Here is a 25,719-nt window from a genome sequence, read left to right on the forward strand (position 1 = left end):
GAGGACTGAGAGACAATGGGTATCCGCAAGTACAAGCCGACGACCCCGGGCCGTCGTGGCTCCAGCGTCGCCGACTTCGTCGAGATCACGCGGTCCACGCCGGAGAAGTCGCTGGTCCGCCCGCTGCACAGCAAGGGCGGCCGTAACAACGCCGGTCGTGTGACCGTCCGCCACCAGGGCGGTGGCCACAAGCGCGCCTTCCGTGTGATCGACTTCCGTCGTCACGACAAGGACGGCGTGCCGGCCAAGGTCGCGCACATCGAGTACGACCCCAACCGCACCGCGCGCATCGCACTGCTGCACTACGCGGACGGCGAGAAGCGCTACATCCTCGCCCCGGCCAAGCTGGCCCAGGGCGACCGGGTTGAGGCCGGCCCCAACGCCGACATCAAGCCGGGCAACAACCTCCCGCTGCGCAACATCCCGGTGGGTACGACGATCCACGCGATCGAGCTGCGTCCCGGCGGCGGCGCGAAGATCTCCCGCTCCGCGGGCGCTTCGGTCCAGCTGCTGGCGAAGGAGGGCTCCATGGCCACCCTTCGTATGCCGTCCGGCGAGGTTCGCATGGTCGACGTCCGCTGCCGCGCCACCGTCGGCGAGGTCGGCAACGCCGAGCAGTCGAACATCAACTGGGGCAAGGCCGGCCGCATGCGCTGGAAGGGCGTCCGCCCGACCGTTCGTGGTGTCGCGATGAACCCGGTCGACCACCCGCACGGTGGTGGTGAGGGCAAGACCTCCGGTGGTCGCCACCCGGTCAGCCCCTGGGGCCAGAAGGAAGGACGTACTCGCCGGCCGAAGAAGGCCAGCGACAAGCTCATCGTCCGCCGCCGCAAGACGAACAAGAAGCGCTAGGAGCGGGTTTAGATGCCGCGCAGTCTCAAGAAGGGGCCCTTCGTCGACGACCACCTGATCAAGAAGGTGGACGTACAGAACGAGGCAGGCACCAAGAACGTCATCAAGACCTGGTCCCGCCGCTCGATGATCATCCCGGCGATGCTGGGCCACACGATCGCGGTGCACGACGGCCGTAAGCACGTCCCGGTGTTCGTCACCGAGTCGATGGTCGGCCACAAGCTCGGCGAGTTTGCGCCGACCCGCACCTTCCGCGGCCACGAGAAGGACGACCGCAAGTCGCGTCGTCGCTGATCGGCGGAGTGCGAAGACTATGACTGACACCGAAGGGACAACCATGGAAGCCAGGGCCCAGGCGCGGTACATCCGCGTCACGCCCATGAAGGCCCGCCGCGTGGTGGACCTCATCCGTGGCATGGACGCCACGGAGGCTCAGGCGGTCCTGCGATTCGCTCCGCAGGCCGCGAGCGTGCCGGTGGGCAAGGTGCTGGACAGCGCCATTGCCAACGCCGCGCACAACTACGACCACACGGACGCCAACTCGCTGTACATCAGCGAGGCGTTCGTGGACGAGGGCCCGACCCTGAAGCGGTTCCGGCCGCGCGCCCAGGGCCGTGCCTACCGGATCCGTAAGCGGACCAGCCACATCACCGTGGTCGTCTCCAGCAAGGAAGGGACCCGGTAATGGGCCAGAAGGTTAACCCGCACGGGTTCCGGCTCGGCATCACCACGGACTTCAAGTCCCGGTGGTACGCCGACAAGCTGTACAAGGACTACGTCAAGGAAGACGTCGCCATCCGCCGGATGATGACGCAGGGCATGGAGCGTGCCGGTATCTCCAAGGTGGAGATCGAGCGCACCCGTGACCGCGTCCGCGTCGACATCCACACCGCCCGGCCGGGCATCGTCATCGGCCGTCGCGGCGCGGAGGCCGACCGTATCCGCGGCGACCTGGAGAAGCTCACCGGCAAGCAGGTGCAGCTGAACATCCTTGAGGTCAAGAACCCGGAGACCGACGCTCAGCTGGTGGCCCAGGCCGTCGCCGAGCAGCTCGCCTCCCGTGTCTCCTTCCGTCGCGCCATGCGTAAGAGCATGCAGGGCACGATGAAGGCCGGCGCCAAGGGCATCAAGATCCAGTGTGGTGGCCGTCTCGGCGGCGCCGAGATGTCCCGCTCCGAGTTCTACCGCGAGGGCCGGGTTCCGCTGCACACCCTGCGCGCCAACGTGGACTACGGCTTCTTCGAGGCCAAGACCACCTTCGGCCGCATCGGTGTGAAGGTGTGGATCTACAAGGGCGACGTGAAGAACATCGCCGAGGTCCGCGCCGAAGGCGCCGCCGCCCGTGCGGGCAACCGCCCGTCGCGTGGTCCCGGTGGCGGCAGTGACCGTCCGCAGCGCCGCGGTGGCGAGCGCGGCGGCCGTGGCCGTCGGCCGCAGCAGGGCGGAGAGGCCCAGGCCCCCAAGGCCGAGGCTCCCGCCGCTGAGGCTCCGGCAGCGGAGACCACCGGAACGGAGGCCTGACCCCCATGCTGATCCCCCGTAGGGTCAAGCACCGCAAGCAGCACCACCCCAAGCGCTCCGGCATGGCCAAGGGCGGCACCGAGCTGGCGTTCGGTGAGTACGGCATCCAGGCCGTGACCCCGGCCTACGTGACGAACCGGCAGATCGAGTCCGCTCGTATCGCCATCACCCGTCACATCCGCCGTGGCGGCAAGGTGTGGATCAACATCTACCCGGACCGTCCGCTGACCAAGAAGCCGGCCGAAACCCGCATGGGTTCCGGTAAGGGCTCGCCCGAGTGGTGGGTCGCGAACGTCAAGCCCGGTCGGGTGATGTTCGAGCTGTCTTTCCCGAACGAGAAGGTTGCCAAGGAGGCGCTGACCCGCGCCGCCCACAAGCTTCCGATGAAGTGCCGGATCGTCCGGCGCGAGGCAGGTGAGTCGTGATGGCGGCCGGTACCAAGGCGACCGAGCTGCGCGAGCTGAACAACGAGGAACTCGTTGCCAAGCTTCGTGAGGCCAAGGAGGAGCTGTTCAACCTCCGCTTCCAGGCGGCCACCGGACAGCTTGAGAACAACTCCCGGCTCAAGGTTGTCCGCAAGGACATCGCCCGGATCTACACCCTCATGCGTGAGCGTGAGCTCGGCATCGAGACGGTGGAGAGCGCCTGATGAGCGAGAAGAATGTGACTGAGACGAACGAGCGCGGATTCCGCAAGACCCGTGAGGGTCTGGTCGTCAGCGACAAGATGGACAAGACCGTCGTCGTCGCCGTCGAGGACCGCGTCAAGCACGCGCTGTACGGCAAGGTCATCCGCCGTACCAACAAGCTCAAGGCGCACGACGAGCAGAACGCCGCGGGTGTCGGCGACCGCGTCCTCCTGATGGAGACCCGGCCGCTGTCCGCGACCAAGCGCTGGCGCGTCGTCGAGATCCTCGAGAAGGCCAAGTAATTCCCGAAGGCATTCGCCTTCTGGACAGTTCCGCCAGGCTCGGCAGGGGCTTCGTTGAAGCCCCTGCCGGGAACCGGCAGACGATCAGGAGATAGACGTGATCCAGCAGGAGTCGCGACTGCGTGTCGCCGACAACACTGGTGCCAAGGAGATCCTTTGCATCCGTGTTCTCGGTGGCTCGGGTCGCCGCTACGCGGGAATCGGTGACGTCATCGTCGCCACCGTCAAGGACGCGATCCCCGGTGGCAACGTGAAGAAGGGCGAGGTCGTCAAGGCGGTCATCGTCCGGACCGTCAAGGAGCGGCGCCGTCCGGACGGCTCGTACATCCGCTTCGACGAGAACGCCGCCGTCATCCTCAAGAACGACGGCGACCCCCGCGGTACCCGCATCTTCGGCCCGGTGGGCCGCGAGCTGCGCGAGAAGAAGTTCATGAAGATCGTTTCTCTCGCGCCGGAGGTGCTGTAACCGATGAAGATCAAGAAGGGCGACCTGGTCCAGGTCATCACCGGTAAGGACAAGGGCAAGCAGGGCAAGGTCATCCAGGCCTTCCCGCGCGAGGACCGTGTCCTGGTCGAGGGTGTCAACCGGGTCAAGAAGCACACCAAGGTCGGCCAGACCGCGCGTGGGTCGAAGACCGGCGGCATCGTGACCGTCGAGGCCCCCATCCACGTCAGCAACGTGCAGCTGGTCGTGGAGAAGGACGGCAAGAAGGTCGTCACCCGCGTCGGCTACCGCTTTGACGAGGACGGCAACAAGATCCGCGTTGCCAAGCGGACCGGTGAGGACATCTGATGACTACCACCACCTCTCCGCGCCTCAAGCAGCGCTACCGCGAGGAGATCTCGGGCAAGCTGCGTGACGAGTTCAAGTACGAGAACGTCATGCAGGTCCCGGGTCTGACCAAGATCGTGGTCAACATGGGTGTGGGCGACGCCGCCCGCGACTCCAAGCTGATCGAGGGCGCCATCCGCGACCTCGCCACGATCACCGGCCAGAAGCCGGCCGTGACCAAGGCCCGCAAGTCCATCGCGCAGTTCAAGCTGCGTGAGGGCCAGCCGATCGGTGCCCACGTCACCCTCCGCGGTGACCGCATGTGGGAGTTCCTGGACCGCCTGCTGTCGCTCGCGCTGCCGCGCATCCGCGACTTCCGCGGTCTGTCGCCGAAGCAGTTCGACGGCCGGGGCAACTACACCTTCGGTCTCACGGAGCAGGTCATGTTCCACGAGATCGACCAGGACAAGATCGACCGCGTCCGGGGTATGGACATCACCGTGGTGACCACGGCGACCAACGACGACGAGGGCCGCGCCCTCCTTCGTCACCTCGGCTTCCCGTTCAAGGAGGCGTGAGCCGTGGCGAAGAAGGCTCTCATTGCCAAGGCCGCCCGCAAGCCCAAGTTCGCGGTGCGTGCGTACACGCGCTGCCAGCGCTGCGGCCGTCCGCACTCCGTGTACCGCAAGTTCGGCCTGTGCCGCGTGTGCCTTCGTGAGATGGCTCACCGCGGCGAGCTGCCGGGCGTGACCAAGAGCTCCTGGTAACAACCCACTTGGGTTGTGCCGGGCTCTCGGTAAGCAAGTGGGTGTCGGGAGCCCAATCCCAACTGCCGTAAGGTAGAGGGGTTGGGCGCCCGCCGCCCAGGACCGCGCGCGGGCCTTGCCCGCTAGAAGTCGCTTACTACGCCGTAGGTCCCCGTGCCGCACCCGTCCCCAGTCCGCTGGGGGAGAGGGATGGCGCATATAGGAAACCCCGGCGAGAGAGGCCACAGGCCATCATGACCATGACCGACCCCATCGCAGACATGCTCACGCGTCTGCGGAACGCGAACTCGGCCTACCACGACGACGTCGTGATGCCGTTCAGCAAGATCAAGTCGCACATCGCGGAGATCCTCCAGCAGGAGGGTTACATCGCAGGTTGGAAGGTGGAGGACGCCGAGGTCGGCAAGAACCTCCACATCGACCTGAAGTTCGGCCCCAACCGCGAGCGCTCGATCGCCGGCATCAAGCGGATCAGCAAGCCGGGTCTGCGGGTCTACGCAAAGTCCACCAACCTGCCGAAGGTGCTCGGCGGCCTGGGCGTGGCGATCATCTCCACGTCGCAGGGTCTGCTCACCGGCCAGCAGGCCGCCAAGAAGGGCGTAGGCGGGGAAGTCCTCGCCTACGTCTGGTAACTCGGGAAACGGAGGTTTAGCCATGTCGCGTATTGGACGGCTGCCCATCCAGGTTCCCGCCGGCGTGGACGTCACCATCGATGGCCGTACGGTCCAGGTGAAGGGTCCCAAGGGATCCCTCTCCCACACCGTTGCCGCGCCCATCGAGATCGCCAAGGGCGACGACAACTCCCTGGTTGTCTCCCGCCCGAATGATGAGCGTGAGTCGAAGGCCCTGCACGGCCTGTCCCGCACGCTGGTGGCGAACATGATCACCGGCGTGACCCAGGGCTACAGCAAGGCGCTGGAGATCAGCGGTGTTGGTTACCGCGTCCAGGCGAAGGGCTCCAACCTGGAGTTCTCTCTGGGCTACAGCCACCCGATCCTCGTCGAGGCCCCGGAGGGGATCACCTTCAAGGTGGACTCCCCGACCAAGTTCAGCGTCGAGGGCATCGACAAGCAGAAGGTCGGCGAGGTCGCCGCGAACATCCGCAAGCTGCGCAAGCCCGACCCGTACAAGGCCAAGGGCGTGAAGTACGCGGGCGAGGTCATCCGCCGCAAGGTCGGAAAGGCTGGTAAGTAAGCCATGGCATACGGTGTGAAGATCGCCAAGGGCGACGCCTACAAGGGCACCGCTCGCAAGCGCCGCGCCATCCGTGGTCGTAAGCGCATCAGCGGTACGCCGGAGACTCCGCGTCTGGTCGTGACCCGGTCCAACCGGGGCATCTCGGCGCAGGTCATCGACGACGTCGCGGGCCACACGCTCGCGTCCGCGTCGACCCTCGACACCTCGATCCGGGGCACCGAGGGCGACAAGTCGGCCCACGCCAAGAAGGTCGGCGCGCTGGTCGCCGAGCGGGCGAAGGCCGCGGGCGTCGAGAGCGTCGTGTTCGACCGCGCGGGTAACCGGTACGCCGGGCGCATCGCCGCCCTGGCGGACGCCGCCCGCGAGGCCGGGCTCAAGTTCTGAGCCGGTTCCGTAGCAGCGGAAGTCAACGAGAGAGGTAATTCCAATGGCTGGACCCCAGCGCCGCGGTGGCGGCGCCGGTGGCGGCGAGCGGCGGGACCGGAAGGACCGGCGCGACGGCGGCGCCGCGGCTGAGAAGACCGCGTACGTCGAGCGCGTCGTCGCGATCAACCGCGTCGCCAAGGTAGTCAAGGGTGGTCGTCGTTTCAGCTTCACCGCGCTGGTCGTGGTGGGCGATGGCGATGGCCAGGTGGGTGTTGGTTACGGCAAGGCCAAGGAGGTGCCGGCCGCCATCGCCAAGGGTGTTGAGGAGGCCAAGAAGCACTTCTTCCGGGTCCCCCGTATCCAGGGCACCATCCCGCACCCGATCCAGGGCGAGAAGGCCGCTGGTGTCGTGCTGCTCAAGCCGGCGTCCCCCGGTACCGGTGTTATCGCCGGTGGCCCGGTGCGTGCCGTGCTGGAGTGCGCGGGCATCCACGACGTGCTGAGCAAGTCGCTCGGCTCGTCCAACCCGATCAACATCGTGCACGCCACGGTGGAGGCTCTCCAGGGGCTGCAGCGTCCCGAGGAGATCGCCGCCCGTCGTGGTCTGCCGCTTGAGGACGTGGCTCCGGCCGCTCTGCTGCGGGCGCGTGCAGGGGCGGGTGCGTAATCGTGGCCCGTCTGAAGATCACGCAGACCAAGTCCTACATCGGTAGCAAGCAGAACCACCGTGACACCCTGCGTTCGCTCGGGCTCAAGCGCCTGCACGACGTGGTCGTCAAGGAGGACCGCCCGGAGATCCGCGGCATGGCGCACACCGTGCGTCACCTCGTCACGGTCGAGGAGGTTGACTGACATGGCGGAGGCTAAGCCGCTGAAGGTCCACAACCTCCGTCCGGCTCCGGGCGCCAAGACCGCCAAGACCCGTGTGGGTCGTGGTGAGGCGTCCAAGGGCAAGACGGCCGGTCGTGGCACCAAGGGCACCAAGGCCCGTTACCAGGTTCCGGAGCGCTTCGAGGGTGGGCAGATGCCCCTCCACATGCGGCTCCCGAAGCTCAAGGGCTTCAAGAACCCCGCCCACAAGCAGTTCCAGGTGGTGAACCTGGACAAGCTGGCCGAGCTCTACCCGCAGGGTGGCGAGGTCACGGTGGCCGACCTGGTCGCCAAGGGCGCTGTTCGCAAGAACGAGCTCGTCAAGGTGCTCGGTCAGGGCGACCTCTCCGTGGCGCTGCAGGTGACGGTCGACGCCGTCTCCGGCCCCGCCAAGGAGAAGATCGCCGCCGCTGGCGGCACCGTCACCGAGCTCGTCTGAGCCTGAGCTTGTCTGAAGCTTGGTGATTCAACCAGCCGGGGATGCCCAAAGAAGTTGGGGCATCCCCGGTTGGTCATTCCTTGGGTGGCTTCGTCGCCGGTAAGGTGGCGAGGTAACCCGTCGGTACCTTTCGGTGCCCACGTCAGTACCCAGTCGACCTCACGACCGTCACCTTCCGCGTTGCGCGGGAGGCGCAGGAGGCACCGTGCTCACCGCGTTCGCCCGGGCGTTCAGGACGCCCGACCTGCGCAAGAAGCTGCTGTTCACGTTGGGCGTCCTGGTGCTGTTCCGGCTCGGTGCGCACATTCCGGTGCCCGGGGTGGACTACCAGAACGTCAACCAGTGCATCAAGGAGGCCGGCGGCAACGGCGGCCTCTTCGGCATGATCAACATGTTCAGCGGCGGAGCGCTCCTGCAGCTGACCATCTTCGCGCTGGGGATCATGCCGTACATCACGGCGAGCATCATCCTCCAACTGCTGACCGTGGTCATTCCGCGCCTGGAAGCCCTCAAGAAGGAGGGTCAGGCCGGTACCGCGAAGATCACGCAGTACACCCGTTACCTGACGCTGGCGCTGGCCATCCTCCAGGGCACCGGCCTGGTGGCCACCGCGCAGAGCGGCACCCTGTTCCGTACCTGCCAGGTCGGCAACCAGATCGTGCCCGACCAGTCGATCTTCCGGACCGCCGTCATGGTCATCACGATGACCGCGGGCACCGTCATGATCATGTGGCTGGGTGAGCTCATCACCGACCGCGGCATCGGCAACGGCATGTCGATCCTGATGTTCACCTCGATCGCGGCCGGGTTCCCCAGCGCGCTGTGGGGGATCAAGAAGTCCGGCAAGATCGTCGGCGGTTGGGGCGAGTTCGCCATCGTCATCGCGGTCGGCCTGGCGATGGTCTGCCTGGTGGTCTTCGTCGAGCAGGCCCAGCGCCGGATCCCGGTCCAGTACGCGAAACGCATGATCGGCCGCCGGTCCTACGGCGGTACGTCGACGTACATCCCGGTCAAGGTCAACCAGGCCGGTGTGATCCCGGTCATCTTCGCGTCGTCGCTGCTCTACATTCCGGCGCTGGTCGTCCAGTTCAGCGGTAACTCCACGTCCGGGTGGGCACAGTGGATCAGTACCAATTTGACCAAGGGTGACCACCCGATCTACCTGACCCTGTACTTCCTGCTGATTGTCTTCTTCGCTTTCTTCTACGTGGCCATTTCCTTCAACCCCGAAGAAGTTGCCGACAACATGAAGAAGTATGGTGGCTTCATCCCGGGTATCCGGGCCGGACGACCCACGGCGGAGTACTTGAGCTATGTGCTCAACCGGATCACCTGGCCGGGCTCGCTCTACCTGGGTCTGATCGCCCTCGTGCCCACGGTGGCGATCGCGTTCTTCCAGGGAAGCGCCAACAACTTCCCCTTCGGAGGCACCAGCATCCTCATCATCGTGGGCGTCGGCCTGGAGACCGTGAAGCAGATCGAGAGCCAGCTCCAGCAGCGCAACTACGAAGGGTTCCTCCGCTGATGAGAATCGTCCTCGTCGGGCCGCCTGGCGCTGGTAAGGGCACGCAAGCCCAGTACCTCGCCAAGAACCTGTCGATCCCGCATATCTCCACCGGCGACCTCTTCCGCGCCAACATCAGCCAGGGCACGCCGCTCGGCAAGCAGGCGCAGGAGTACATGAAGGCCGGTCAGCTGGTTCCGGACGAGGTCACCATCGCGATGGCGGAGGACCGTATGTCGCAGCCGGACGCCCAGCACGGGTTCCTGCTGGACGGTTTCCCGCGCAACCTCGGCCAGGCCGAGGCGCTGGACAAGTTCCTCAAGGAGCGCGGTCTCGCGCTGGACGCGGTGCTGGACCTGGAGGTCCCCGAGGACGAGGTGGTCAAGCGGATCGCCGGTCGCCGGATCTGCCGCAAGGACAACAGCCACGTCTTCCACGTCACGTACAGCCCGCCCAAGCAGGAGGGCGTGTGCGACATCTGCGGCGGCGAGCTGTACCAGCGCGAAGACGACCACGAGGACACCGTCCGTAAGCGCCTTGAGGTCTACCACACCGAGACCGAGCCGATCATCGACTACTACAAGGGGCAGGACCTCGTGGTGACGATCTCGGCGCTCGGCAAGGTGGACGAGGTCACCCGGCGCGCCATGGAGGCGCTGGGCCGGTCCGAGGCCGCCTAGGCCCGGACGGGCCGGACAGGCCCGGTTTCCCCGACGTACGACGGTCGGCCGCGGCGCCCCAGAGGCACCGCGGCCGTACTGTTGCTGTATTCCCAGGACCCCCTGAAGACGGAAGGCGCAAGCCGATGGTTGAGATCAAGACCCCGGAGCAGATCGCGAAGATGCGCGCCGCGGGACTGGTCGTGGCGGCGATGCACAAGGCCTGCGCCGAGGCGGCGGTGCCGGGTGCCAGCACCAAGGACCTGGACGAGATCGCGGCCAAGGTGCTCTCCGACCACGGTGCCAAGCCGAACTTCCTGGGATACGGCGGCTTCCCCGGCAACATCTGTACCTCGGTGAACGACGTCGTGGTGCACGGCATCCCGAACCGGGAAACGGTCCTGCGGTCCGGCGACATCATCTCCATCGACGCCGGTGCGATCGTGGACGGCTGGCACGGTGACGCCGCGGTCACCGTCTTCGTCGGCGACGGACACGCTCCCGAGCTGCACGAGCTGAGCCGGGTGACCGAGGAGTCGATGTGGGCGGGGATCGCCGCGTTCCGCAACGGCGACCGGCTGATCGACGTCTCCAAGGCCATCGAGTCCTACATCCGCCGCCAGCCGCGTCCGGCTACCGGCAAGTACGGGATCATCGAGGACTACGGCGGCCACGGCATCGGCTCGCAGATGCACATGGACCCGCACCTGCTGAACTACGTCTCCCGCCGGCGCGGCCGCGGTCCGAAGCTGGTGCCCGGCATGTGCCTGGCCATCGAGCCGATGGTGAGCCTGGGCAGCTCGACCACCCATGTCCTGGAGGACGAGTGGACGGTCAAGACCGACGACGGTACGTGGGCCTGCCACTGGGAGCACTCGGTCGCGCTGACCGAGCAGGGCCCGCTGGTGCTGACCGCGGTGGACGGCGGCAAGGCGAAGCTGGCCGAGTACGGGATCACCGCGGCGCCGGATCCGCTGGCGTAATGCGGGGCGACGGACGGATTCCGGGGCAGCCGCTCGAAGCCTGTGAGGCGCCCCGGGCGCTGAGCCCGCGAGGGCGGCGTCAGGAGGATTCTGCGGCGGCAAGGCGAAGCCGGCCGAGTACGGGATCACCGCGGCGCCGGATCCGCTGGCGTAACGATCTTCTGCCGTGGGCAGAGGGATGCCACAGGGCACCCTCGATTCGTGATTCCGCGAGGGCTGACGTAGACTGATGCGTCGGCTCACGTATACGCGCATGCCTGCGTACGTATATGCGGGTCGATCAAGGTAGCCGATCTCGAAAGGCGAAGCGTGCCCAAGAAGCAAGGGGCCATCGAAATCGAGGGCACCGTGATCGAGTCTCTGCCGAACGCAATGTTCAAGGTGGAGCTCCAGAACGGGCACAAGGTCCTCGCGCACATCAGCGGCAAGATGCGCATGCACTACATCCGCATCCTGCCGGACGACCGGGTCGTGGTGGAGCTGTCTCCGTACGACCTGACGCGCGGTCGGATCGTCTACCGCTACAAGTAGATCTCAGCCCGTGCCCCGCTCCCGTGGGGTGCTGGCACGACCCGGAGAACCTCACATCCCATGAAGGTCAAGCCGAGCGTCAAGAAGATCTGCGACAAGTGCAAGGTGATCCGCCGTCACGGCCGGGTCATGGTCATCTGCGACAACCTGCGCCACAAGCAGCGCCAGGGCTGACGTACGACTGATCTGCACTCGCAGTTCTTCGCGCGACGTATACACGTACATACGCAGTCACCCGACCCCTCGCGCGAGCGCGGGGACGATACCCCCGGTGGAGGCCGGGGACCCGGCTCGTAAGTCTTAACCACGAGTCTTACGGGAACGGTGCTGCGGAAGACCTCCAACATCAACAGGAGCCAGATTCATGGCACGCCTCGCAGGCGTTGACCTCCCGCGCGAGAAGCGCATCGAGGTCGCTCTGACCTACGTCTTCGGCATCGGTCGTACCCGTGCCCAGGAGACCCTGAAGAACACCGGCGTGAACCCGGACACCCGCGTCCGCGACCTTGCCGAGGACGACCTCGTCAAGATCAACCAGTGGGTGGACGCCAACTACCGGACCGAGGGTGACCTCCGCCGGGAGATCCAGGCGGACATTCGCCGCAAGGTCGAGATCGGCTGCTACCAGGGTCTGCGGCACCGCCGTGGCCTGCCGGTGCACGGTCAGCGCACCCACACCAACGCCCGCACCCGCAAGGGCCCGCGTCGCGCCATCGCCGGCAAGAAGAAGCCGGGCAAGAAGTAGTCCGAGAGCAGGACGCTGCAAGCGGTCCGTGCTGTAGGACCGACCACCTCCACGGGAGTAATTACCTATGCCTCCGAAGGGCCGTCAGGCCGGCGCCAAGAAGGTGCGCCGCAAGGAGAAGAAGAACGTCGCCCACGGGCACGCTCACATCAAGAGCACGTTCAACAACACCATCGTCTCGATCACCGACCCCACGGGCAACGTGATCTCCTGGGCCTCGGCCGGCCACGTCGGCTTCAAGGGCTCGCGCAAGTCGACCCCGTTCGCCGCGCAGATGGCCGCCGAGTCGGCTGCCCGTCGCGCGCAGGAGCACGGCATGCGCAAGGTCGACGTGTTCGTCAAGGGTCCGGGTTCCGGCCGTGAGACCGCGATCCGCTCGCTGCAGGCCACCGGCCTGGAGGTGGGCTCGATCCAGGACGTCACCCCGACCCCGCACAACGGCTGCCGCCCGCCGAAGCGCCGCCGCGTCTGACCAGCTGAAGTAGGAGAACTAAGACAATGGCGCGTTACACCGGGGCCGACTGCAAGCGTTGCCGTCGGGAGAAGCAGAAGCTCTTCCTCAAGGGGAGCAAGTGCGAGAGCGCGAAGTGCCCGATCGAGATCCGTCCTTACCCCCCGGGTGAGCACGGTCGCGGGCGCACCAAGGACAGCGAGTACCTGCTGCAGAAGCGCGAGAAGCAGAAGTGCGCGCGCATCTACGGTGTCCTTGAGAAGCAGTTCCGTGGGTACTACGAGGAGGCGAACAGGAAGACCGGCAAGACCGGTGAGAACCTGCTCCGCATCCTGGAGTCCCGTCTGGACAACGTGGTCTACCGGGCCGGCTTCGCCAAGTCCCGCGACCACGCCCGTCAGCTGGTCCGTCACGGCCACATCACGCTGAACGGCCGCAAGACGGACATCCCGTCGGCTCGGGTCTCCCCGAACGACATCATCGAGGTCCGCGAGTCGTCCCGTCCCCTGACCCCCTTCCAGGTGGCTCAGGGCGAGGCCGGCGAGAAGACCGTTCCGGCGTGGCTTGAGGCCAACCCGTCGCGGCTGCGGATCCTGGTCCACTCGCTGCCCGAGCGCCAGGTGATCGACACCCAGGTGCAGGAACAGCTGATCGTCGAGCTCTACTCGAAGTAAGGGCTCTCTGTTCCGGCCGCCTGGCCTCTGGCCCGCACCTTGTGCGGCTTGGGGTCCGGGGATCACTCCCCGGGGGGAATGCAGCATCGACACCCAGGTGCAGGAACAGCTGATCGTCGAGCTCTACTCGAAGTAGTAGCTGCGATCGATACGGGCGGTACGGGGCCTTGCGCGCCGTACCGCCCGTACCCTTGAAGGAATCGGCATCAAATAGCGGGTGCCGAAGACTGGAGGCAACACCTCATGCTGATCGCTCAGCGCCCCTCTCTGACCGAAGAGGTCGTAGACGAGTACCGCTCCCGGTTCGTGATCGAGCCGCTGGAGCCGGGCTTCGGCTACACCCTCGGTAACTCCCTGCGTCGTACGCTCCTCTCCTCGATCCCCGGTGCGGCTGTCACCAGCATCCGGGTCGACGGCGTTCTGCACGAGTTCACCACCGTGCCGGGCGTCAAGGAGGACGTCACCGACCTGATCCTCAACATCAAGCAGCTGGTCGTCTCCTCGGAGCACGACGAGCCGGTCGTGATGTACCTGCGCAAGCAGGGCCCGGGCCTGGTCACCGCCGCCGACATCGCGCCGCCGGCCGGTGTCGAGGTGCACAACCCGGACCTGGTCCTCGCCACCTTGAACAGCAAGGGCAAGCTGGAGATGGAGCTGACCGTCGAGCGCGGTCGCGGCTACGTCTCCGCCGTCCAGAACAAGCAGCAGGGCCAGGAGATCGGCCGGATCCCGGTCGACTCGATCTACAGCCCGGTGCTCAAGGTCACCTACAAGGTGGAGGCGACCCGTGTTGAGCAGCGCACCGACTTCGACAAGCTGATCGTCGACGTCGAGACCAAGCAGGCCATGCGTCCGCGTGACGCCATGGCGTCGGCCGGTAAGACCCTGGTCGAGCTGTTCGGTCTGGCTCGCGAGCTGAACGTCGACGCCGAGGGCATCGACATGGGTCCGTCCCCGACGGACGCCGCGCTCGCCGCCGACCTGGCGCTGCCGATCGAGGAGCTGGAGCTCACCGTCCGCTCCTACAACTGCCTCAAGCGTGAGGGCATCCACTCCGTGGGTGAGCTCGTGGCGCGCTCCGAGGCGGACCTGCTCGACATCCGCAACTTCGGTGCGAAGTCGATCGACGAGGTCAAGGCGAAGCTGGCCGGTATGGGCCTGGCGCTCAAGGACAGCCCGCCCGGATTCGACCCGACCGCCGCCGCCGACGCCTTCGGCGCGGACGACGACGACACCGGGTTCGTCGAGACCGAGCAGTACTGATTGCCTCCGGCGTGGGGGGGCCGGTTTCCGGGTGCGCCCGGAGCACACCGGCCCCGCCCGCCGGAGTGAGGCTTTGTCCTCAATCGCCGGACGGGCTCCTTTGAGCCCGCCCGGCACAATCTGCCGTAGGGCGGCCGCCCTACGGGCCCTGACACCGGTACCTGACACGGCCGGTGCAGCCAGAAGGAGAAAACCCCATGCCGAAGCCCACCAAGGGTGCCCGTCTGGGCGGCAGCGCCGCGCACGAGAAGCTTCTGCTGGCGAACCTCGCCAAGTCGCTCTTCGAGCACGGCCGCATCACCACCACCGAGGCCAAGGCGCGCCGTCTGCGTCCGGTCGCGGAGCGCCTGATCACCAAGGCGAAGAAGGGCGACATCCACAACCGTCGCCTGGTGCTGCAGCAGATCACCGACAAGAGCGTCGTGCACACGCTCTTCACGGAGATCGCTCCGCGGTACGAGAACCGCCCGGGTGGCTACACCCGTATCACCAAGATCGGTAACCGCCGTGGCGACAACGCCCCCATGGCGGTCATCGAGCTGGTGGAGGCCCTGACCGTGGCCCAGCAGGCCACCGGTGAGGCCGAGGCGGCCACCAAGCGTGCCGTCAAGGAGGCCGAGGCCAAGGCCGAGGCGACCGAGGCCGTCGAGGACGCCGCTCCGGCGGAGGAGTCCAAGGAGGCCTGACGCGCCCCGCGCGTACTCCTCAATCGCCGGACGGGCTTTCCAGCCCGTCCGGCGATTGGCGTATTTGAGAGGATCACCGCGTGAGCGATGACGTGACGCCCGGATTCGTACGGGTACGACTGGACCTGGCGTACGACGGTGCGGAGTTCTCCGGCTGGGCGCGGCAGCGATCCCGCCGGACCGTGCAGGGCGAGTTGGAGTCGGCCATCACCACGGTGCTGCGGCTGCCGGAGCCGGTGGAGCTGACGGTCGCCGGGCGCACCGACGCCGGGGTGCACGCGCGCGGGCAGGTCGCGCATGTGGACCTGCCGCGGGAGGTGTGGGACGCCGAGGGCGGCAAACTGCTGCGGCGGCTGGCCGGACGGCTGCCCTGGGACGTACGGGTGTGGCGGGTCAGCGAGGCGCCCGCCGGGTTCAACGCGCGGTTCTCGGCGATCTGGCGGCGGTACGCCTACCGAGTGGGCGACCACCCCGGCGGGGTGGACCCGCTGCTGCGCGGGCACGTGCTGTGGCACGACCGGCCGCTGGACGTGAACCTGATGAACGAGGCGGCGACGCTGCTGCTCGGCGAGCATGACTTCGCCGCGTACTGCAAGAAGCGCGAGGGCGCGACGACCATCCGCAGGTTGCTGGAGCTGCACTGGGAGCGCACCGCCGACGGGCTGGCGGTGGCGACGGTGCGGGCGGACGCCTTCTGCCACAACATGGTGCGGGCGCTGGTCGGCGCGATGATCCTGGTCGGCGACGGGCACCGGGCGGTGGGGTTCCCCGGTGAGGTGCTGGCGGGCAAGGTGCGGCACTCGGCGGTCAACGTGGTGCGCCCGCACGGCCTGACGCTGGAGGAAGTCGGCTACCCGGCCGACGAGTTGCTGGCCGAGCGTGCGGTCGAGGCGCGCAACAAGCGGACGCTGCCCGGCTGTTAGCCGTTTTGGCCGCTCGTCGCCGCCTGGTCGCGGCCGCGCTGCACGATCTCGTTGAAGGCGAACGTCGAGACGTCGTTGCCCGCCTGCAGCGCCGCGGTGTCGGCGGAGGTCAGGGCGCCGCCGCCGGCCAGACCCGCGGTGGTGAAGTAGGCGTAGCGACCGATCGAGTTGGAGCTCATCCGGCAGGCCACGCCATGGCAGAAGGCCGCCACGCCGCCGCCGGAGAGCGGCTGGACATAGCCGCGGGCCTGGTTGTTGGCGGCGTCCGCCGCCGCCTTGGTGTCGAAGACGGCGACTCCGACGGTGACCGCCACCCCGCCCCGGGTATAGGTGGCGCGCAGCATCCTGCGGCAGCCGTTGTCCGCCAGCACGGTGCCGAGGCCGCCCGCGGCGACGTCGGAGCAGGTGCTGGTCGTGTCGGTGGTGGCCTTGTCGTAGGTGCGGCCCTGGATGGTCACCCGGGCGCCGGGGAAGAGGTTGTCCGGTGTGATCGGCGCGGTGTCCTTCTTGGCGCTGGAGATGATGGCCAGCGGGTTCGGCGGGGGCGGCGGGGTGACGGCCGGGAAACTGGTGGTGGGCGTCGGCTGGGCGCTGCCGGTGGCCTGCCCGGTGGGGCCGGGTTGCGGCTGGTTGTGGTGGCCGGTGGCGATGACGGCGGTGGCGACGATGCCGGCGATCGCGGCCGCGCCGAGCACGCCGCCGCCTATGAACAGCAGCTTGCGGCGGCGGCGGTTGCCGGCCTGCGTACGGTCCGCGAGCGCCGACCAGTCGGGTTCCTGCGGCCGCTGCGGCTGCTGCGGCGGGTAGCCGTAGGCAGGGCCGAAGGACTGCTGGTCGCCGGGTGCCGGGTGCCCGTACCCGCCCGGACCGGGGTATCCGTACCCCTCAGGACCGGGGTTGTGCGGCTGCGAAGGCCCTTCCGTCATGGCGCGCATCCTATTAGCTGCGATAAGCCCGTTGGGACCCTGGGGAAAACCGCTTTGGGCGGGCCGTGTCCGCGGGTGAGAATCCCGGCATGGGCCACGTGGACGCCGCACACCTCGAGTACTACCTGCCGGACGGCCGGGTGCTGCTCGGTGATGTCTCCTTCCGGGTCGGTGAGGGGGCCGTGGTCGCGCTCGTGGGGGCCAACGGCGCGGGCAAGACCACGCTGTTGCGGCTGATCGCGGGGGAACTCGCCCCGCACGGCGGCACGGTGACGGTCAGCGGGGGACTGGGTGTGATGCCGCAGTTCGTCGGTTCGGTACGGGACGACCGTACGGTGCGCGATCTGCTGGTCTCCGTCGCTGCGCCGCGGATCAGGGACGCCGCGGCGGCGGTGGACTCGGCCGAGTTGGAGATCATGGCGCAGGACGACGAGCCCGCGCAGCTGGCGTATGCGCAGGCGCTCAGCGACTGGGCGGAGGCGGGCGGCTACGAGGCCGAGACCGTCTGGGACATGTGCACCACGGAGGCGCTCGGCGTCCCGTACGAGCGGGCGCAGTGGCGCGAGGTGCGCACGCTGTCCGGAGGCGAGCAGAAGCGCCTGGTGCTGGAGGCGCTGCTGCGCGGCGGCGACGAGGTGCTGCTGCTGGACGAGCCGGACAACTACCTGGACGTGCCGGGGAAGCGCTGGCTTGAGGAGCAGCTGGCGCAGACGCGTAAGACGGTGTTGTTCGTCAGCCATGACCGGGAGTTGCTGGCCCGGTCGGCGCAGAAGATCATCAGCGTCGAGCCGGGTCCGGCGGGCAGCGATGTGTGGGTGCACGGCAGCGGTTTCGCCACGTACCACCAGGCGCGCAGGGAACGCTTCGCGCGCTTCGAGGAGTTGCGCAGGCGCTGGGACGAGGAGCATGGCAGGTTGCGGCAGCTGGTGCTCAGGCTGCGCCAACAGGCCGCGAACAGCCCGGACATGGCCTCGCGGTACCACGCCGCGCAGACCCGGCTGAAGAAGTTCGAGGACGCCGGACCGCCGCAGGAGCCGCCGCGCGAGCAGCACATCTCCATGCGGCTGCAGGGCGGCCGCACCGGGGTACGGGCGGTGACCGCCAACGGGCTCGAACTGACCGGCCTGATGAAGCCCTTCGACCTGGAGGTCTTCTACGGGGAGCGGGTGGCCGTGCTCGGCTCCAACGGCTCGGGCAAGTCGCACTTCCTGCGGCTGCTGGCGGGGGAGGGCGTCGCGCACACCGGCACGTGGAAGCTGGGTGCCCGGGTCGTCCCCGGTCACTTCGCGCAGACCCTCCCCCATGGCCTTAAGGGCATGGGAGGTTCCCCCCGACACCCCGAACTGCTGGGCCGCACCCTCGTCGACATCCTGTGGACCGAACACGCCCGTGACCGGGGCAGGGCGATGAGCGCGCTGCGCCGCTACGAACTGGAGCGGCAGGGCGACCAGCGCTTCGAAAACCTGTCGGGTGGACAACAGGCCCGTTTCCAGATCCTGCTGCTGGAGTTGGCGGGCAGCACCGCGCTGCTGCTGGACGAGCCGACGGACAATCTGGACCTGGAGAGCGCGGACGCGCTCCAGGCGGGCCTGGAGCAGTACGCGGGCACGGTGCTGGCGGTCACCCATGACCGCTGGTTCGCCCGTTCCTTCGACCGCTTCCTGGTCTTCGGAGCGGACGGCGTGGTGCGTGAGACGCCCCACCCGGTATGGGACGAACGCCGGGTGGACCGCGACCGTTAGCGGCCGGGGACGCGGCCCCGGGACATCGGACCGTGTCGAACGGCACCGCCAAGGGCGGTGCCGCTTAGCATCCGACGTGTGAATTCGGGCAAATCGGAAGAACCGGGCGTGACGGCCTGGCTGGTGCAGCGCCCCTCCTGGCCGATGCAGGCAGCCACCGCCATCCTGCTCCTGGTCGTGATCTTCGAAGCCTACCGACGCAGCGGTACCGACGGCATGGACAACGCCTTCGTCGTCAGGGCCGCCCACCGCTTCCTCGACGGCGGCTCGCCCTATTCCGACCGCCGCTTCCTCTACCTGCCCAGCAGTGTGCTCGCCGCCGTGCCCGAGGCGCTGCTACCGACCGTCCTGCTGCGCCTCCTGGTCCCGGCCGTCACCACCGCGCTGGTGCTCACCGGCTGGTGGTGCGCGCTGCGGATCTTCGAGGTGCCGGGCCGCAGCCGCCTCGGCATCCTGGTCAGCGCCGGGCTCGCGTTCTTCGCGCCGTTCCGCAGCCTGGTGCTGTTGGGGAACTGGACGGCCGCCTGCGCCGCGGCCCTGCCGTGCGCGCTGCTGCTGATCACCCGCTCGCGCTGGACCGCGGCCGGTGCGGTGGTCGGGGTGGCGATCGCGCTCAAGCCGATGCTCATCCCGTTCGCGTTGATCTTCCTGTTCGCCCGGCGCCCGCGGGCGCTCGCCGCGGCGGCCGTCATCCCGGCGGTGGGCTCGGTCGCGGCGGCGATCACCATGCCGAACCCCACCTTCTTCTTCTCCCGGACGCTGCCGTTCCTGCTGCACGGCCAGGACCAGTTCGCGCGCCCCTTCGACGCCTCGCTGATCGCCGTGCTGCCGCGGCTGGGGGTGCCGCCGGGCGTGGCGCTGGTGGTCGCCGCCGCGGCGGCCGGGGGCGGGGTGTGGTGCGCCTGGCGGCGCTGGTCGGGCGCGGGGATCGGCGGCACCAGCCGGGCGGAGCGGCTGCGGCTGGTGGAGACCGGTGCGATGCTGATGCTCAGCGCCTTCCTGGTCTCGCGGCCGTCGTTCGAGCACTACGCGCTGGTCGTACTGCCGACGCTGCTGGCGTCCGCGGTGGTGCAGGACTCGGTGGTGCGCACCCCCTGGTTCTGGCTGGCGCTGGTGCCCCAGGTGCCGGTGATCCAGTGGCCGCTGCTGGTGCCGGTGACCCGGCGGGCCTTCAAGGACGCGGCGATGCTGTGCGGCCTCGCGGTGGTGCTGGCGTGGCGGTGCCTGCGCGGGCGGCGGGTGCTGGTGCCCGAGCAGGGCGGAGCCGCGGAAGCCCGGGCGGCGGGCTCACGGGCCGCGTTTTGACCCGTACGGGCGGCGGCGGGTATCCTGCCAGTTCGTTATGCGTATTGGCTTGCTCGTTCTCACGTGAGAGGCCGTTACGCCGGTCCACCGGGCCGATGACCAGCAGAAGCACAGGGTTTGCGTCACCGTGTGCTGCGTAGGCTGTCGTGATCGTCCGGGTGGCCTTGTCAGGACCCACTCACTGAAGAAGCGAAGGCTACGACCGTGCGTACGTTCAGCCCCAAGCCCGGCGATGTCCAGCGCCAGTGGCACGTCATTGACGCGCAGGACGTTGTCCTGGGCCGTCTGGCCTCCCAGGCCGCGTCCCTCCTGAGGGGCAAGCACAAGCCGGTGTACGCGCCTCACGTTGACACTGGTGACTTCGTCATCATCATCAACGCCGACAAGGTGCACCTGTCCGGCAACAAGCGGACCCAGAAGATGGCCTACCGCCACTCCGGCTACCCGGGTGGTCTGCGCGCCGTCCGTTACGACGAGCTGCTGGCGAAGAGCCCGGAGAAGGCCGTCGAGAAGGCCATCAAGGGCATGCTCCCCAAGAACACCCTGGGCCGCCAGATGCTGTCGAAGCTGAAGGTGTACTCGGGTGACCAGCACCCGCACGGCGCCCAGCAGCCGGTGCCGTTCGAGATCACCCAGGTTTCGCAGGGCTGAGTCCCAGCCACCGTCTACTAGAGAAAGCATCTGAGGAGAATCGTGGCTGAGACCACCCCTGAGGCCCCGCTCGCCGAGGGCGAGGAGTTCACCGAGTACACCAGCGAGACGGTCGTGGGCCTGGAGGAGTACACCTCCGAGTCGCTGGCGTCCCGCTTCGGCGAGCCGCAGCCGGCCGCCGGCACCGGTCGCCGCAAGCGCTCCGTCGCGCGCGTGCGCATCGTGCCGGGTTCCGGCAAGTGGAAGATCAACGGCCGCACCCTGGAGGAGTACTTCCCCAACAAGGTGCACCAGCAGGAAGTCAACGAGCCGTTCAAGGTTCTTGAGCTGGACAACCGCTACGACGTCATCGCGCGCATCAGCGGCGGCGGCATCTCCGGCCAGGCCGGTGCGCTGCGCCTCGGTGTCGCCCGCGCCCTCAACGAGGCCGACGTCGACAACAACCGTCCGCCCCTCAAGAAGGCCGGCTTCCTGACCCGTGACGCTCGCGAGATCGAGCGCAAGAAGGCCGGTCTGAAGAAGGCCCGCAAGGCGCCGCAGTACAGCAAGCGCTGATCACGCCTTGTCGATACGCCCCGGAGGCACTTTGTGCGCCTCCGGGGCGTTCGCTTATCGGCGCTTTGGGGGGGCCGTATTCTCTGGGGACTGTGCCCGCGCCGCTAATGTCAGGGCAGCGGTTGGCGCGGCGGGCCCCAGACCCCCGGCGGTTTGTCGAGTTTTCTTGAGTGCCGCGGCACGCAATCTCGGAGGAAGCACAGTGGGACGACTCTTCGGTACGGACGGTGTTCGCGGCGTCGCCAACGCGGACCTGACCGCCGAGCTCGCGCTCGGTCTGTCGGTCGCGGCAGCGCACGTACTCGGTGAGGCCGGCACGTTCGGCGACCATCGGCCGGTGGCCGTCGTCGGACGGGATCCTCGTGCCTCGGGCGAGTTCCTGGAGGCCGCCGTCGTGGCGGGCCTGGCCAGCGCGGGCGTGGACGTGCTGCGGGTCGGTGTGCTGCCCACCCCTGCGGTGGCGTATCTCACCGGTGCGCTGGGCGCCGACCTCGGCGTGATGCTGTCCGCCAGCCACAACCCGATGCCGGACAACGGCATCAAGTTCTTCGCCCGCGGCGGCCACAAGCTCGCCGACGAGCTGGAGGACCGGATCGAGGAGACCTACCGCTCGCACTCCTCCGGCCAGCCGTGGAACCGCCCCACCGGCGCCGGAGTGGGCCGGGTACGGGACTACGACGAGGGCTTCGACAACTACGTCGCCCACCTGATCGGCGTACTCCCCAACCGCCTCGACGGCCTGAAGATCGTCGTCGACGGGGCGCACGGCGCCGCCGCCCGGGTCTCCCCGGAGGCCTTCGCCCGGGCCGGGGCCGAGGTCGTCACGATCGGCGCCGACCCCGACGGCCTCAACATCAACGCGGAGTGCGGCTCCACGCACGTCGACAAGCTGCGCGCCGCCGTCCTGGAGCACGGCGCGGACATGGGCGTCGCGCACGACGGGGACGCCGACCGCTGCCTCGCGGTGGACGCCAAGGGCGAGGAGGTCGACGGCGACCAGATCCTCGCGGTGCTCGCGCTCGCCATGCGGGAGGCGGGCGGCCTGCGCAAGGACACCGTCGTCGGCACCGTCATGTCGAACCTCGGCTTCAAGCTGGCGATGGAGCGCGAGGGCATCCGACTGATCCAGACCGCGGTCGGTGACCGCTACGTCCTGGAGTCGATGAAGGAGAACGGCTTCGCGCTCGGCGGCGAGCAGTCCGGCCACGTCATCATCCTCGACCACGCCACCACCGGCGACGGCACGCTGACCGGTCTGATGCTGGCCGCCCGGGTCGCCGCCACCGGCCGCCCGCTGGCCGAGCTGGCGGGCGTGATGCAGCGACTGCCGCAGGTACTGGTCAACGTGCCCGACGTGGACAAGTCGCGGGTGAACTCGACCCCCGCGCTCAGCTCCGCGGTCGCCGACGCCGAACGTGAACTGGGCAGCACCGGCCGGGTGTTGCTGCGCTCGTCCGGTACCGAACCGCTGGTCCGCGTCATGGTCGAGGCGGCCGACATCGACCACGCCCGCTCGGTGGCGGGCCGGTTGGCGGACGTGGTCAAGTCGACGCTGGGTTAAGGCGGTTCGGCACCGCCGGGCCGTGTCCCCGTGGTCGCTCGCCGTTGCGGCGGAAGTCTCCTACCGCCGCGACGGCCGGTAACTCCCGCGGCGTAGCCCGGCGGCGCCGAACCAACGGCAACCCACCGTAGATCCGCGCGGCGGACCGGCACCGCGGTGCCGACCGCGGCCCACCAAACCCCGGCCGGGCCGGCCTAGAGCTTGCGCAGCGAGAGCCGCCGCACCTTGTGATCGGGTCCCTTGCGCAGTATCAGCGTGGCCCGGCCGCGGGTGGGTGCCACGTTCTGCTCCAGGTTCGGCCGGTTGATGGTCCGCCAGAGCATCCGGGCGTAGTCCACCGCTTCGTCCTCCGGCACCTCGGTGTACTTGCGGAAGTACGAGAACCGGTTCTGGAAGGCGGTCTGCCGCAGCATCCGGAACCGGTCCAGGTACCAGCGCTCGATGTCCTCGGTGCGCGCGTCCACATAGACGCTGAAGTCGAAGTAGTCGGCGAGCCCGACCCGGGTCAGCCCGTCCTTGCCGGGCAGGGCGGGCTGCAGCACGTTCAGCCCCTCGACGATCAGGATGTCGGGCCGCCGTACCGTGAGCCGCTCGCCGGGCACGATGTCGTAGATCAGATGCGAGTAGACCGGTGCGGTCACCTCGGCCTTGCCCGCCTTGACGTCCGCGACGAAGCGGGTCAGGGCACGCCGGTCGTACGACTCGGGGAACCCCTTGCGGGACATCAGACCGCGGCGGTGCAGTTCGGCGTTGGGCAGCAGGAAGCCGTCGGTGGTGACCAGCTCCACCCGCGGATGCTCCGGCCAGCGGGCCAGCAGCGCCTTGAGGATGCGGGCGGTGGTCGACTTGCCGACCGCGACGCTGCCCGCCACGCCTATCACGAACGGGGTGCCGGACTGCGCGCCGTGCCCGGTACGGGCGTCGCCGAGGAAGGTGTTCAGCGCGCCGCGCAGGCCGGTCGTGGCGCCGACGTACAGGTTGAGCAGCCGGGACAGCGGCAGATAGACGTCGCGGACCTCGTCCAGGTCCATCAGGTCGCCGAGCCCGCGCAGCCGCTCGACCTCCTCGGCGGTCAGTGGCAACGGCGTGCGCTCCCGTAGCGCGCTCCACTCGGCGCGGGACAGGTCCACGTACGGGGTCGCCTCGCGGCGGGGGGCTGTGGTCGTCGATGACACGCCAACCATTGTGCGACCGCGTAACTCGGCGTTCATGTTCGGGGGTGTACCGATCGCCACACCTGCGGGATGCGGTCGGCGAGTTCATGGGCGCCGAACGGAACCGGGGCCTCGCGCCCGGCCAGGCCGTGCAGGTACGCGCCGACGGACGCCGCGTCGCGTGCGGCGAGGCCCGCGGCCAGCAGCGAGCCGGTCAGCCCGGACAGCACGTCGCCGCTGCCCGCGGTGGACAACCAGGCGGTTCCGGTGGGGTTCACCCGCACCGGGCGGCCCTGTTCGGCGATGAGCGTCGTCGAGCCCTTGAGCAGCACGGTGGCGTCGTACGCCGCCGCCAGCCGCGTCACATGCGCCAGGCGGGCCGCCTCGACATCCGCCCGGTCCGCCGACAGCAGGGCCGCCGCCTCACCGGCGTGCGGGGTCAGCACGGTGGGGCTGGTGCGGCGGCGGATCTGCTCGCGATCGGCGAGCCGCAGGCCGTCCGCGTCGACCAGTACCGGTACGTCCGAGGCGAGCACCTGCTCCACCGCCTGCCGGGCCGCGCGGTCGTCGCCGAGGCCCGGTCCGACCACCCAGGCCTGTACGCGTCCCGCCTTCGCCGGCGGACCGGCGGAGACCAGCGTCTCCGGGTAGCGCGCGATGACGGCCGCGGCGCCGGGGCCCACGTACCGCACCGCGCCCGCGCCGCCGCGCAGCGCGCCGCCCACCGCGAGCACCGCCGCGCCCGGGTACCGCTCGGAGCCGGCGACCACGCCGACCACACCGCGCCGGTACTTGTCGCTCTCGCCGCTGGGGGTGGGGAGGAGCGCGGCCACATCGGAGTGCTGGAGCGCTTCCAGCTCGGGGTCGGGGAGGTACGGCCCGAGGCCGATGTCGATGAGCCGTAGCGCGCCCGCGTGTTCGGCGGCGGGATCGATGAGCAGGCCCGGCTTGTAGGTGCCGAAGGTGACGGTGGCGTCGGCGCGTACGGCTTCGCCGGGGACTTCGCCGGTGTCCGCGACGATGCCGCTGGGGAGGTCGACCGCGACGACCGAGGCTCGCGCCTGGTGCGCGGCGTGCGCCAGGTGGGCGGCTGCCGGGCGGAGGCCGCCGGTGCCGCCGATGCCGACGATTCCGTCCAGTACGAGGTGGGCGTTGGCGATTGCGGCGTCCGCGTCCTTCGCGTCCGCCGGGGTGTCGGCGGTGAGGGCTCGTCCGCCGGCCCGGCGCAGGGCGGCCAGGCCGCCTGGGTGCGCGCGTTCCGGGTTGAGCAGCACGGCGGTCACTCCGGCTCCGCGACGGGCCAGCCGGGCGGCGGCGTAGAGGGCGTCGCCGCCGTTGTCGCCGGATCCGGTGAGCACGGTGAGGCGCCTGCTGTAGGTGCCGTGCATCAGGGTGCCGCAGGCGGCGGCCAGGCCTGCGGCGGCTCGTTGCATCAGGGTGCCGGGGGGGAGCCGGGACATGAGGGTGCGTTCGGCTGTTCGGACGGTCTCTACGGCTGTCTCTTATACACATCTGACGCTGCCGACGATTCGGCATGTGTAGATCTCGGTGGTCGCCGTATCATTAAAAGGGGGGGGGGGGGGGGGGGGGGGGGGGGGGGGGGGGGGGGGGGGGGGGGGGGGGGGGGGGGGGGGGGGGGGGGGGGGGGGGGGGGGGGGGGGGGGGGGGGGGGGGGGGGGGGGGGGGGGGGGG

36 protein-coding genes are annotated in these 25,719 nt (G+C 68.8%); 33 read left to right on the forward strand and 3 right to left on the reverse strand.

Translation table 11 applies throughout. The features are described from left to right. Positions 1–15 precede the first annotated feature (15 nt). The 28 genes from rplB (at position 16) to truA (ending at position 16,133) form a co-directional block, all read left to right on the forward strand. A complete protein-coding gene (rplB, locus tag P2L57_RS28530; protein WP_275819200.1) occupies positions 16–852 on the forward strand; it encodes a 50S ribosomal protein L2 in 837 nt (278 codons plus the stop codon). A 12-nt stretch (positions 853–864) separates the two neighbouring features. Beyond that, on the forward strand, positions 865–1,146 hold the full coding sequence (rpsS, locus tag P2L57_RS28535) for a 30S ribosomal protein S19 (protein WP_033177798.1): 282 nt from the start codon (positions 865–867) through the stop codon (positions 1,144–1,146). Positions 1,147–1,189: 43 nt separating this feature from the next. Beyond that, entirely contained in the window at positions 1,190–1,537 is a 348-nt protein-coding gene (gene rplV, locus P2L57_RS28540; RefSeq protein WP_275819268.1) for a 50S ribosomal protein L22, read from the forward strand. Then, positions 1,537–2,373, forward strand: coding sequence for a 30S ribosomal protein S3 (gene rpsC / locus P2L57_RS28545; protein ID WP_275819204.1), 837 nt, complete (start codon positions 1,537–1,539; stop codon positions 2,371–2,373). Before rplV ends, rpsC begins: the two co-directional genes overlap by 1 nt. A 5-nt stretch (positions 2,374–2,378) precedes the next feature. Further along, positions 2,379–2,798 (forward strand): 50S ribosomal protein L16, encoded by a 420-nt coding sequence (gene rplP / locus P2L57_RS28550; RefSeq protein WP_255920270.1) that lies wholly within the window; start codon positions 2,379–2,381, stop codon positions 2,796–2,798. Next, positions 2,798–3,022, forward strand: a complete 225-nt coding sequence (gene rpmC / locus P2L57_RS28555) for a 50S ribosomal protein L29 (protein WP_255930069.1) — start codon at positions 2,798–2,800, stop codon at positions 3,020–3,022. The genes rplP and rpmC overlap by 1 nt, the downstream gene beginning before the upstream one ends. Continuing rightward, a complete protein-coding gene (gene rpsQ / locus P2L57_RS28560; protein ID WP_019888756.1) occupies positions 3,022–3,303 on the forward strand; it encodes a 30S ribosomal protein S17 in 282 nt (93 codons plus the stop codon). The genes rpmC and rpsQ overlap by 1 nt, the downstream gene beginning before the upstream one ends. Positions 3,304–3,400: 97 nt before the next feature. Further along, entirely contained in the window at positions 3,401–3,769 is a 369-nt protein-coding gene (rplN, locus tag P2L57_RS28565) for a 50S ribosomal protein L14 (RefSeq protein ID WP_014178776.1), read from the forward strand. Positions 3,770–3,772: 3 nt separating this feature from the next. After that, complete coding sequence (gene rplX / locus P2L57_RS28570) at positions 3,773–4,096, forward strand: 50S ribosomal protein L24 (protein WP_255930075.1); 324 nt, start codon at positions 3,773–3,775, stop codon at positions 4,094–4,096. Then, a complete protein-coding gene (gene rplE, locus P2L57_RS28575; RefSeq protein ID WP_275819210.1) occupies positions 4,096–4,653 on the forward strand; it encodes a 50S ribosomal protein L5 in 558 nt (185 codons plus the stop codon). Before rplX ends, rplE begins: the two co-directional genes overlap by 1 nt. Positions 4,654–4,656: 3 nt before the next feature. Next, positions 4,657–4,842 carry a type Z 30S ribosomal protein S14 gene (locus tag P2L57_RS28580; RefSeq protein ID WP_004571834.1) on the forward strand — a complete coding sequence of 62 codons (186 nt, stop codon included), beginning with the start codon at positions 4,657–4,659 and terminating at the stop codon, positions 4,840–4,842. 233 nt (positions 4,843–5,075) lie between these two features. Continuing rightward, a complete protein-coding gene (gene rpsH, locus P2L57_RS28585) occupies positions 5,076–5,474 on the forward strand; it encodes a 30S ribosomal protein S8 (RefSeq protein WP_275819214.1) in 399 nt (132 codons plus the stop codon). Between the two features lie 22 nt (positions 5,475–5,496). Then, positions 5,497–6,036: a 50S ribosomal protein L6 gene (gene rplF / locus P2L57_RS28590; protein ID WP_275819217.1), complete on the forward strand. Its 540-nt coding sequence runs from the start codon at positions 5,497–5,499 to the stop codon at positions 6,034–6,036. A 3-nt stretch (positions 6,037–6,039) separates the two neighbouring features. After that, positions 6,040–6,423: a 50S ribosomal protein L18 gene (rplR, locus tag P2L57_RS28595; RefSeq protein WP_275819219.1), complete on the forward strand. Its 384-nt coding sequence runs from the start codon at positions 6,040–6,042 to the stop codon at positions 6,421–6,423. Positions 6,424–6,466: 43 nt separating this feature from the next. Next, entirely contained in the window at positions 6,467–7,072 is a 606-nt protein-coding gene (rpsE, locus tag P2L57_RS28600) for a 30S ribosomal protein S5 (RefSeq protein ID WP_275819221.1), read from the forward strand. A gap of 2 nt (positions 7,073–7,074) precedes the next feature. Further along, on the forward strand, positions 7,075–7,257 hold the full coding sequence (gene rpmD, locus P2L57_RS28605; RefSeq protein ID WP_109451325.1) for a 50S ribosomal protein L30: 183 nt from the start codon (positions 7,075–7,077) through the stop codon (positions 7,255–7,257). 1 nt (position 7,258) lies between these two features. Continuing rightward, positions 7,259–7,714, forward strand: coding sequence for a 50S ribosomal protein L15 (gene rplO / locus P2L57_RS28610; RefSeq protein ID WP_275819224.1), 456 nt, complete (start codon positions 7,259–7,261; stop codon positions 7,712–7,714). Between the two features lie 205 nt (positions 7,715–7,919). Further along, positions 7,920–9,239 (forward strand): preprotein translocase subunit SecY, encoded by a 1,320-nt coding sequence (gene secY / locus P2L57_RS28615; RefSeq protein ID WP_275819226.1) that lies wholly within the window; start codon positions 7,920–7,922, stop codon positions 9,237–9,239. Continuing rightward, complete coding sequence (locus P2L57_RS28620) at positions 9,239–9,898, forward strand: adenylate kinase (RefSeq protein WP_275819229.1); 660 nt, start codon at positions 9,239–9,241, stop codon at positions 9,896–9,898. The genes secY and P2L57_RS28620 overlap by 1 nt, the downstream gene beginning before the upstream one ends. 125 nt (positions 9,899–10,023) lie before the next feature. Then, a complete protein-coding gene (map, locus tag P2L57_RS28625) occupies positions 10,024–10,860 on the forward strand; it encodes a type I methionyl aminopeptidase (RefSeq protein ID WP_275819231.1) in 837 nt (278 codons plus the stop codon). Positions 10,861–11,169: 309 nt separating this feature from the next. After that, complete coding sequence (infA, locus tag P2L57_RS28630) at positions 11,170–11,391, forward strand: translation initiation factor IF-1 (RefSeq protein WP_014144336.1); 222 nt, start codon at positions 11,170–11,172, stop codon at positions 11,389–11,391. Positions 11,392–11,451: 60 nt separating this feature from the next. Beyond that, positions 11,452–11,565 (forward strand): 50S ribosomal protein L36, encoded by a 114-nt coding sequence (gene rpmJ / locus P2L57_RS28635; RefSeq protein ID WP_003956441.1) that lies wholly within the window; start codon positions 11,452–11,454, stop codon positions 11,563–11,565. A 190-nt stretch (positions 11,566–11,755) separates the two neighbouring features. Next, on the forward strand, positions 11,756–12,136 hold the full coding sequence (gene rpsM, locus P2L57_RS28640; RefSeq protein ID WP_275819236.1) for a 30S ribosomal protein S13: 381 nt from the start codon (positions 11,756–11,758) through the stop codon (positions 12,134–12,136). A gap of 67 nt (positions 12,137–12,203) precedes the next feature. Next, the gene (gene rpsK, locus P2L57_RS28645; RefSeq protein WP_014144338.1) at positions 12,204–12,608 is read left to right on the forward strand and encodes a 30S ribosomal protein S11; all 405 of its coding nucleotides are present in this window, start codon (positions 12,204–12,206) and stop codon (positions 12,606–12,608) included. Positions 12,609–12,634: 26 nt separating this feature from the next. Next, positions 12,635–13,261, forward strand: coding sequence for a 30S ribosomal protein S4 (rpsD, locus tag P2L57_RS28650; RefSeq protein ID WP_275819239.1), 627 nt, complete (start codon positions 12,635–12,637; stop codon positions 13,259–13,261). Positions 13,262–13,504: 243 nt separating this feature from the next. Then, positions 13,505–14,524, forward strand: a complete 1,020-nt coding sequence (locus tag P2L57_RS28655) for a DNA-directed RNA polymerase subunit alpha (RefSeq protein ID WP_275819241.1) — start codon at positions 13,505–13,507, stop codon at positions 14,522–14,524. A gap of 197 nt (positions 14,525–14,721) precedes the next feature. Further along, positions 14,722–15,210 (forward strand): 50S ribosomal protein L17, encoded by a 489-nt coding sequence (rplQ, locus tag P2L57_RS28660; protein ID WP_275819243.1) that lies wholly within the window; start codon positions 14,722–14,724, stop codon positions 15,208–15,210. An 80-nt stretch (positions 15,211–15,290) separates the two neighbouring features. After that, positions 15,291–16,133: a tRNA pseudouridine(38-40) synthase TruA gene (gene truA / locus P2L57_RS28665; RefSeq protein ID WP_275819245.1), complete on the forward strand. Its 843-nt coding sequence runs from the start codon at positions 15,291–15,293 to the stop codon at positions 16,131–16,133. On the opposite strand, the gene P2L57_RS28670 is transcribed toward truA, so the two are convergent. Next, on the reverse strand, positions 16,130–17,059 hold the full coding sequence (locus P2L57_RS28670; RefSeq protein WP_275819247.1) for a hypothetical protein: 930 nt from the start codon (positions 17,057–17,059) through the stop codon (positions 16,130–16,132). The genes truA and P2L57_RS28670 overlap by 4 nt on opposite strands. Before the next feature lie 89 nt (positions 17,060–17,148). Between P2L57_RS28670 and P2L57_RS28675 the strand changes: the two genes are divergently transcribed. The 5 genes from P2L57_RS28675 to glmM all read left to right on the forward strand — a co-directional run bounded on the left by P2L57_RS28675 (position 17,149) and on the right by glmM (position 22,873). Continuing rightward, on the forward strand, positions 17,149–18,801 hold the full coding sequence (locus P2L57_RS28675) for an ABC-F family ATP-binding cassette domain-containing protein (protein WP_275819249.1): 1,653 nt from the start codon (positions 17,149–17,151) through the stop codon (positions 18,799–18,801). A gap of 78 nt (positions 18,802–18,879) precedes the next feature. After that, positions 18,880–20,106 carry a glycosyltransferase 87 family protein gene (locus tag P2L57_RS28680; protein WP_275819251.1) on the forward strand — a complete coding sequence of 409 codons (1,227 nt, stop codon included), beginning with the start codon at positions 18,880–18,882 and terminating at the stop codon, positions 20,104–20,106. Between the two features lie 204 nt (positions 20,107–20,310). After that, complete coding sequence (gene rplM / locus P2L57_RS28685) at positions 20,311–20,757, forward strand: 50S ribosomal protein L13 (RefSeq protein WP_275819253.1); 447 nt, start codon at positions 20,311–20,313, stop codon at positions 20,755–20,757. A 42-nt stretch (positions 20,758–20,799) separates the two neighbouring features. Next, a complete protein-coding gene (gene rpsI, locus P2L57_RS28690) occupies positions 20,800–21,312 on the forward strand; it encodes a 30S ribosomal protein S9 (protein ID WP_275819255.1) in 513 nt (170 codons plus the stop codon). 202 nt (positions 21,313–21,514) lie between these two features. Then, positions 21,515–22,873: a phosphoglucosamine mutase gene (gene glmM, locus P2L57_RS28695; protein WP_275819257.1), complete on the forward strand. Its 1,359-nt coding sequence runs from the start codon at positions 21,515–21,517 to the stop codon at positions 22,871–22,873. Positions 22,874–23,067: 194 nt separating this feature from the next. Here the strand turns inward: glmM and coaA are convergent, their stop codons facing one another. Together coaA and P2L57_RS28705 are read right to left on the reverse strand one after the other, a co-directional pair. Further along, entirely contained in the window at positions 23,068–24,048 is a 981-nt protein-coding gene (coaA, locus tag P2L57_RS28700; protein ID WP_372515968.1) for a type I pantothenate kinase, read from the reverse strand. A gap of 32 nt (positions 24,049–24,080) precedes the next feature. Further along, a complete protein-coding gene (locus tag P2L57_RS28705; RefSeq protein WP_275819259.1) occupies positions 24,081–25,487 on the reverse strand; it encodes an NAD(P)H-hydrate dehydratase in 1,407 nt (468 codons plus the stop codon). Positions 25,488–25,719: the final 232 nt, after the last annotated feature.

It is taken from the genome of Streptantibioticus ferralitis, assembly GCF_029223525.1.
Taxonomy (GTDB): domain Bacteria; phylum Actinomycetota; class Actinomycetes; order Streptomycetales; family Streptomycetaceae; genus Streptantibioticus_A; species Streptantibioticus_A ferralitis.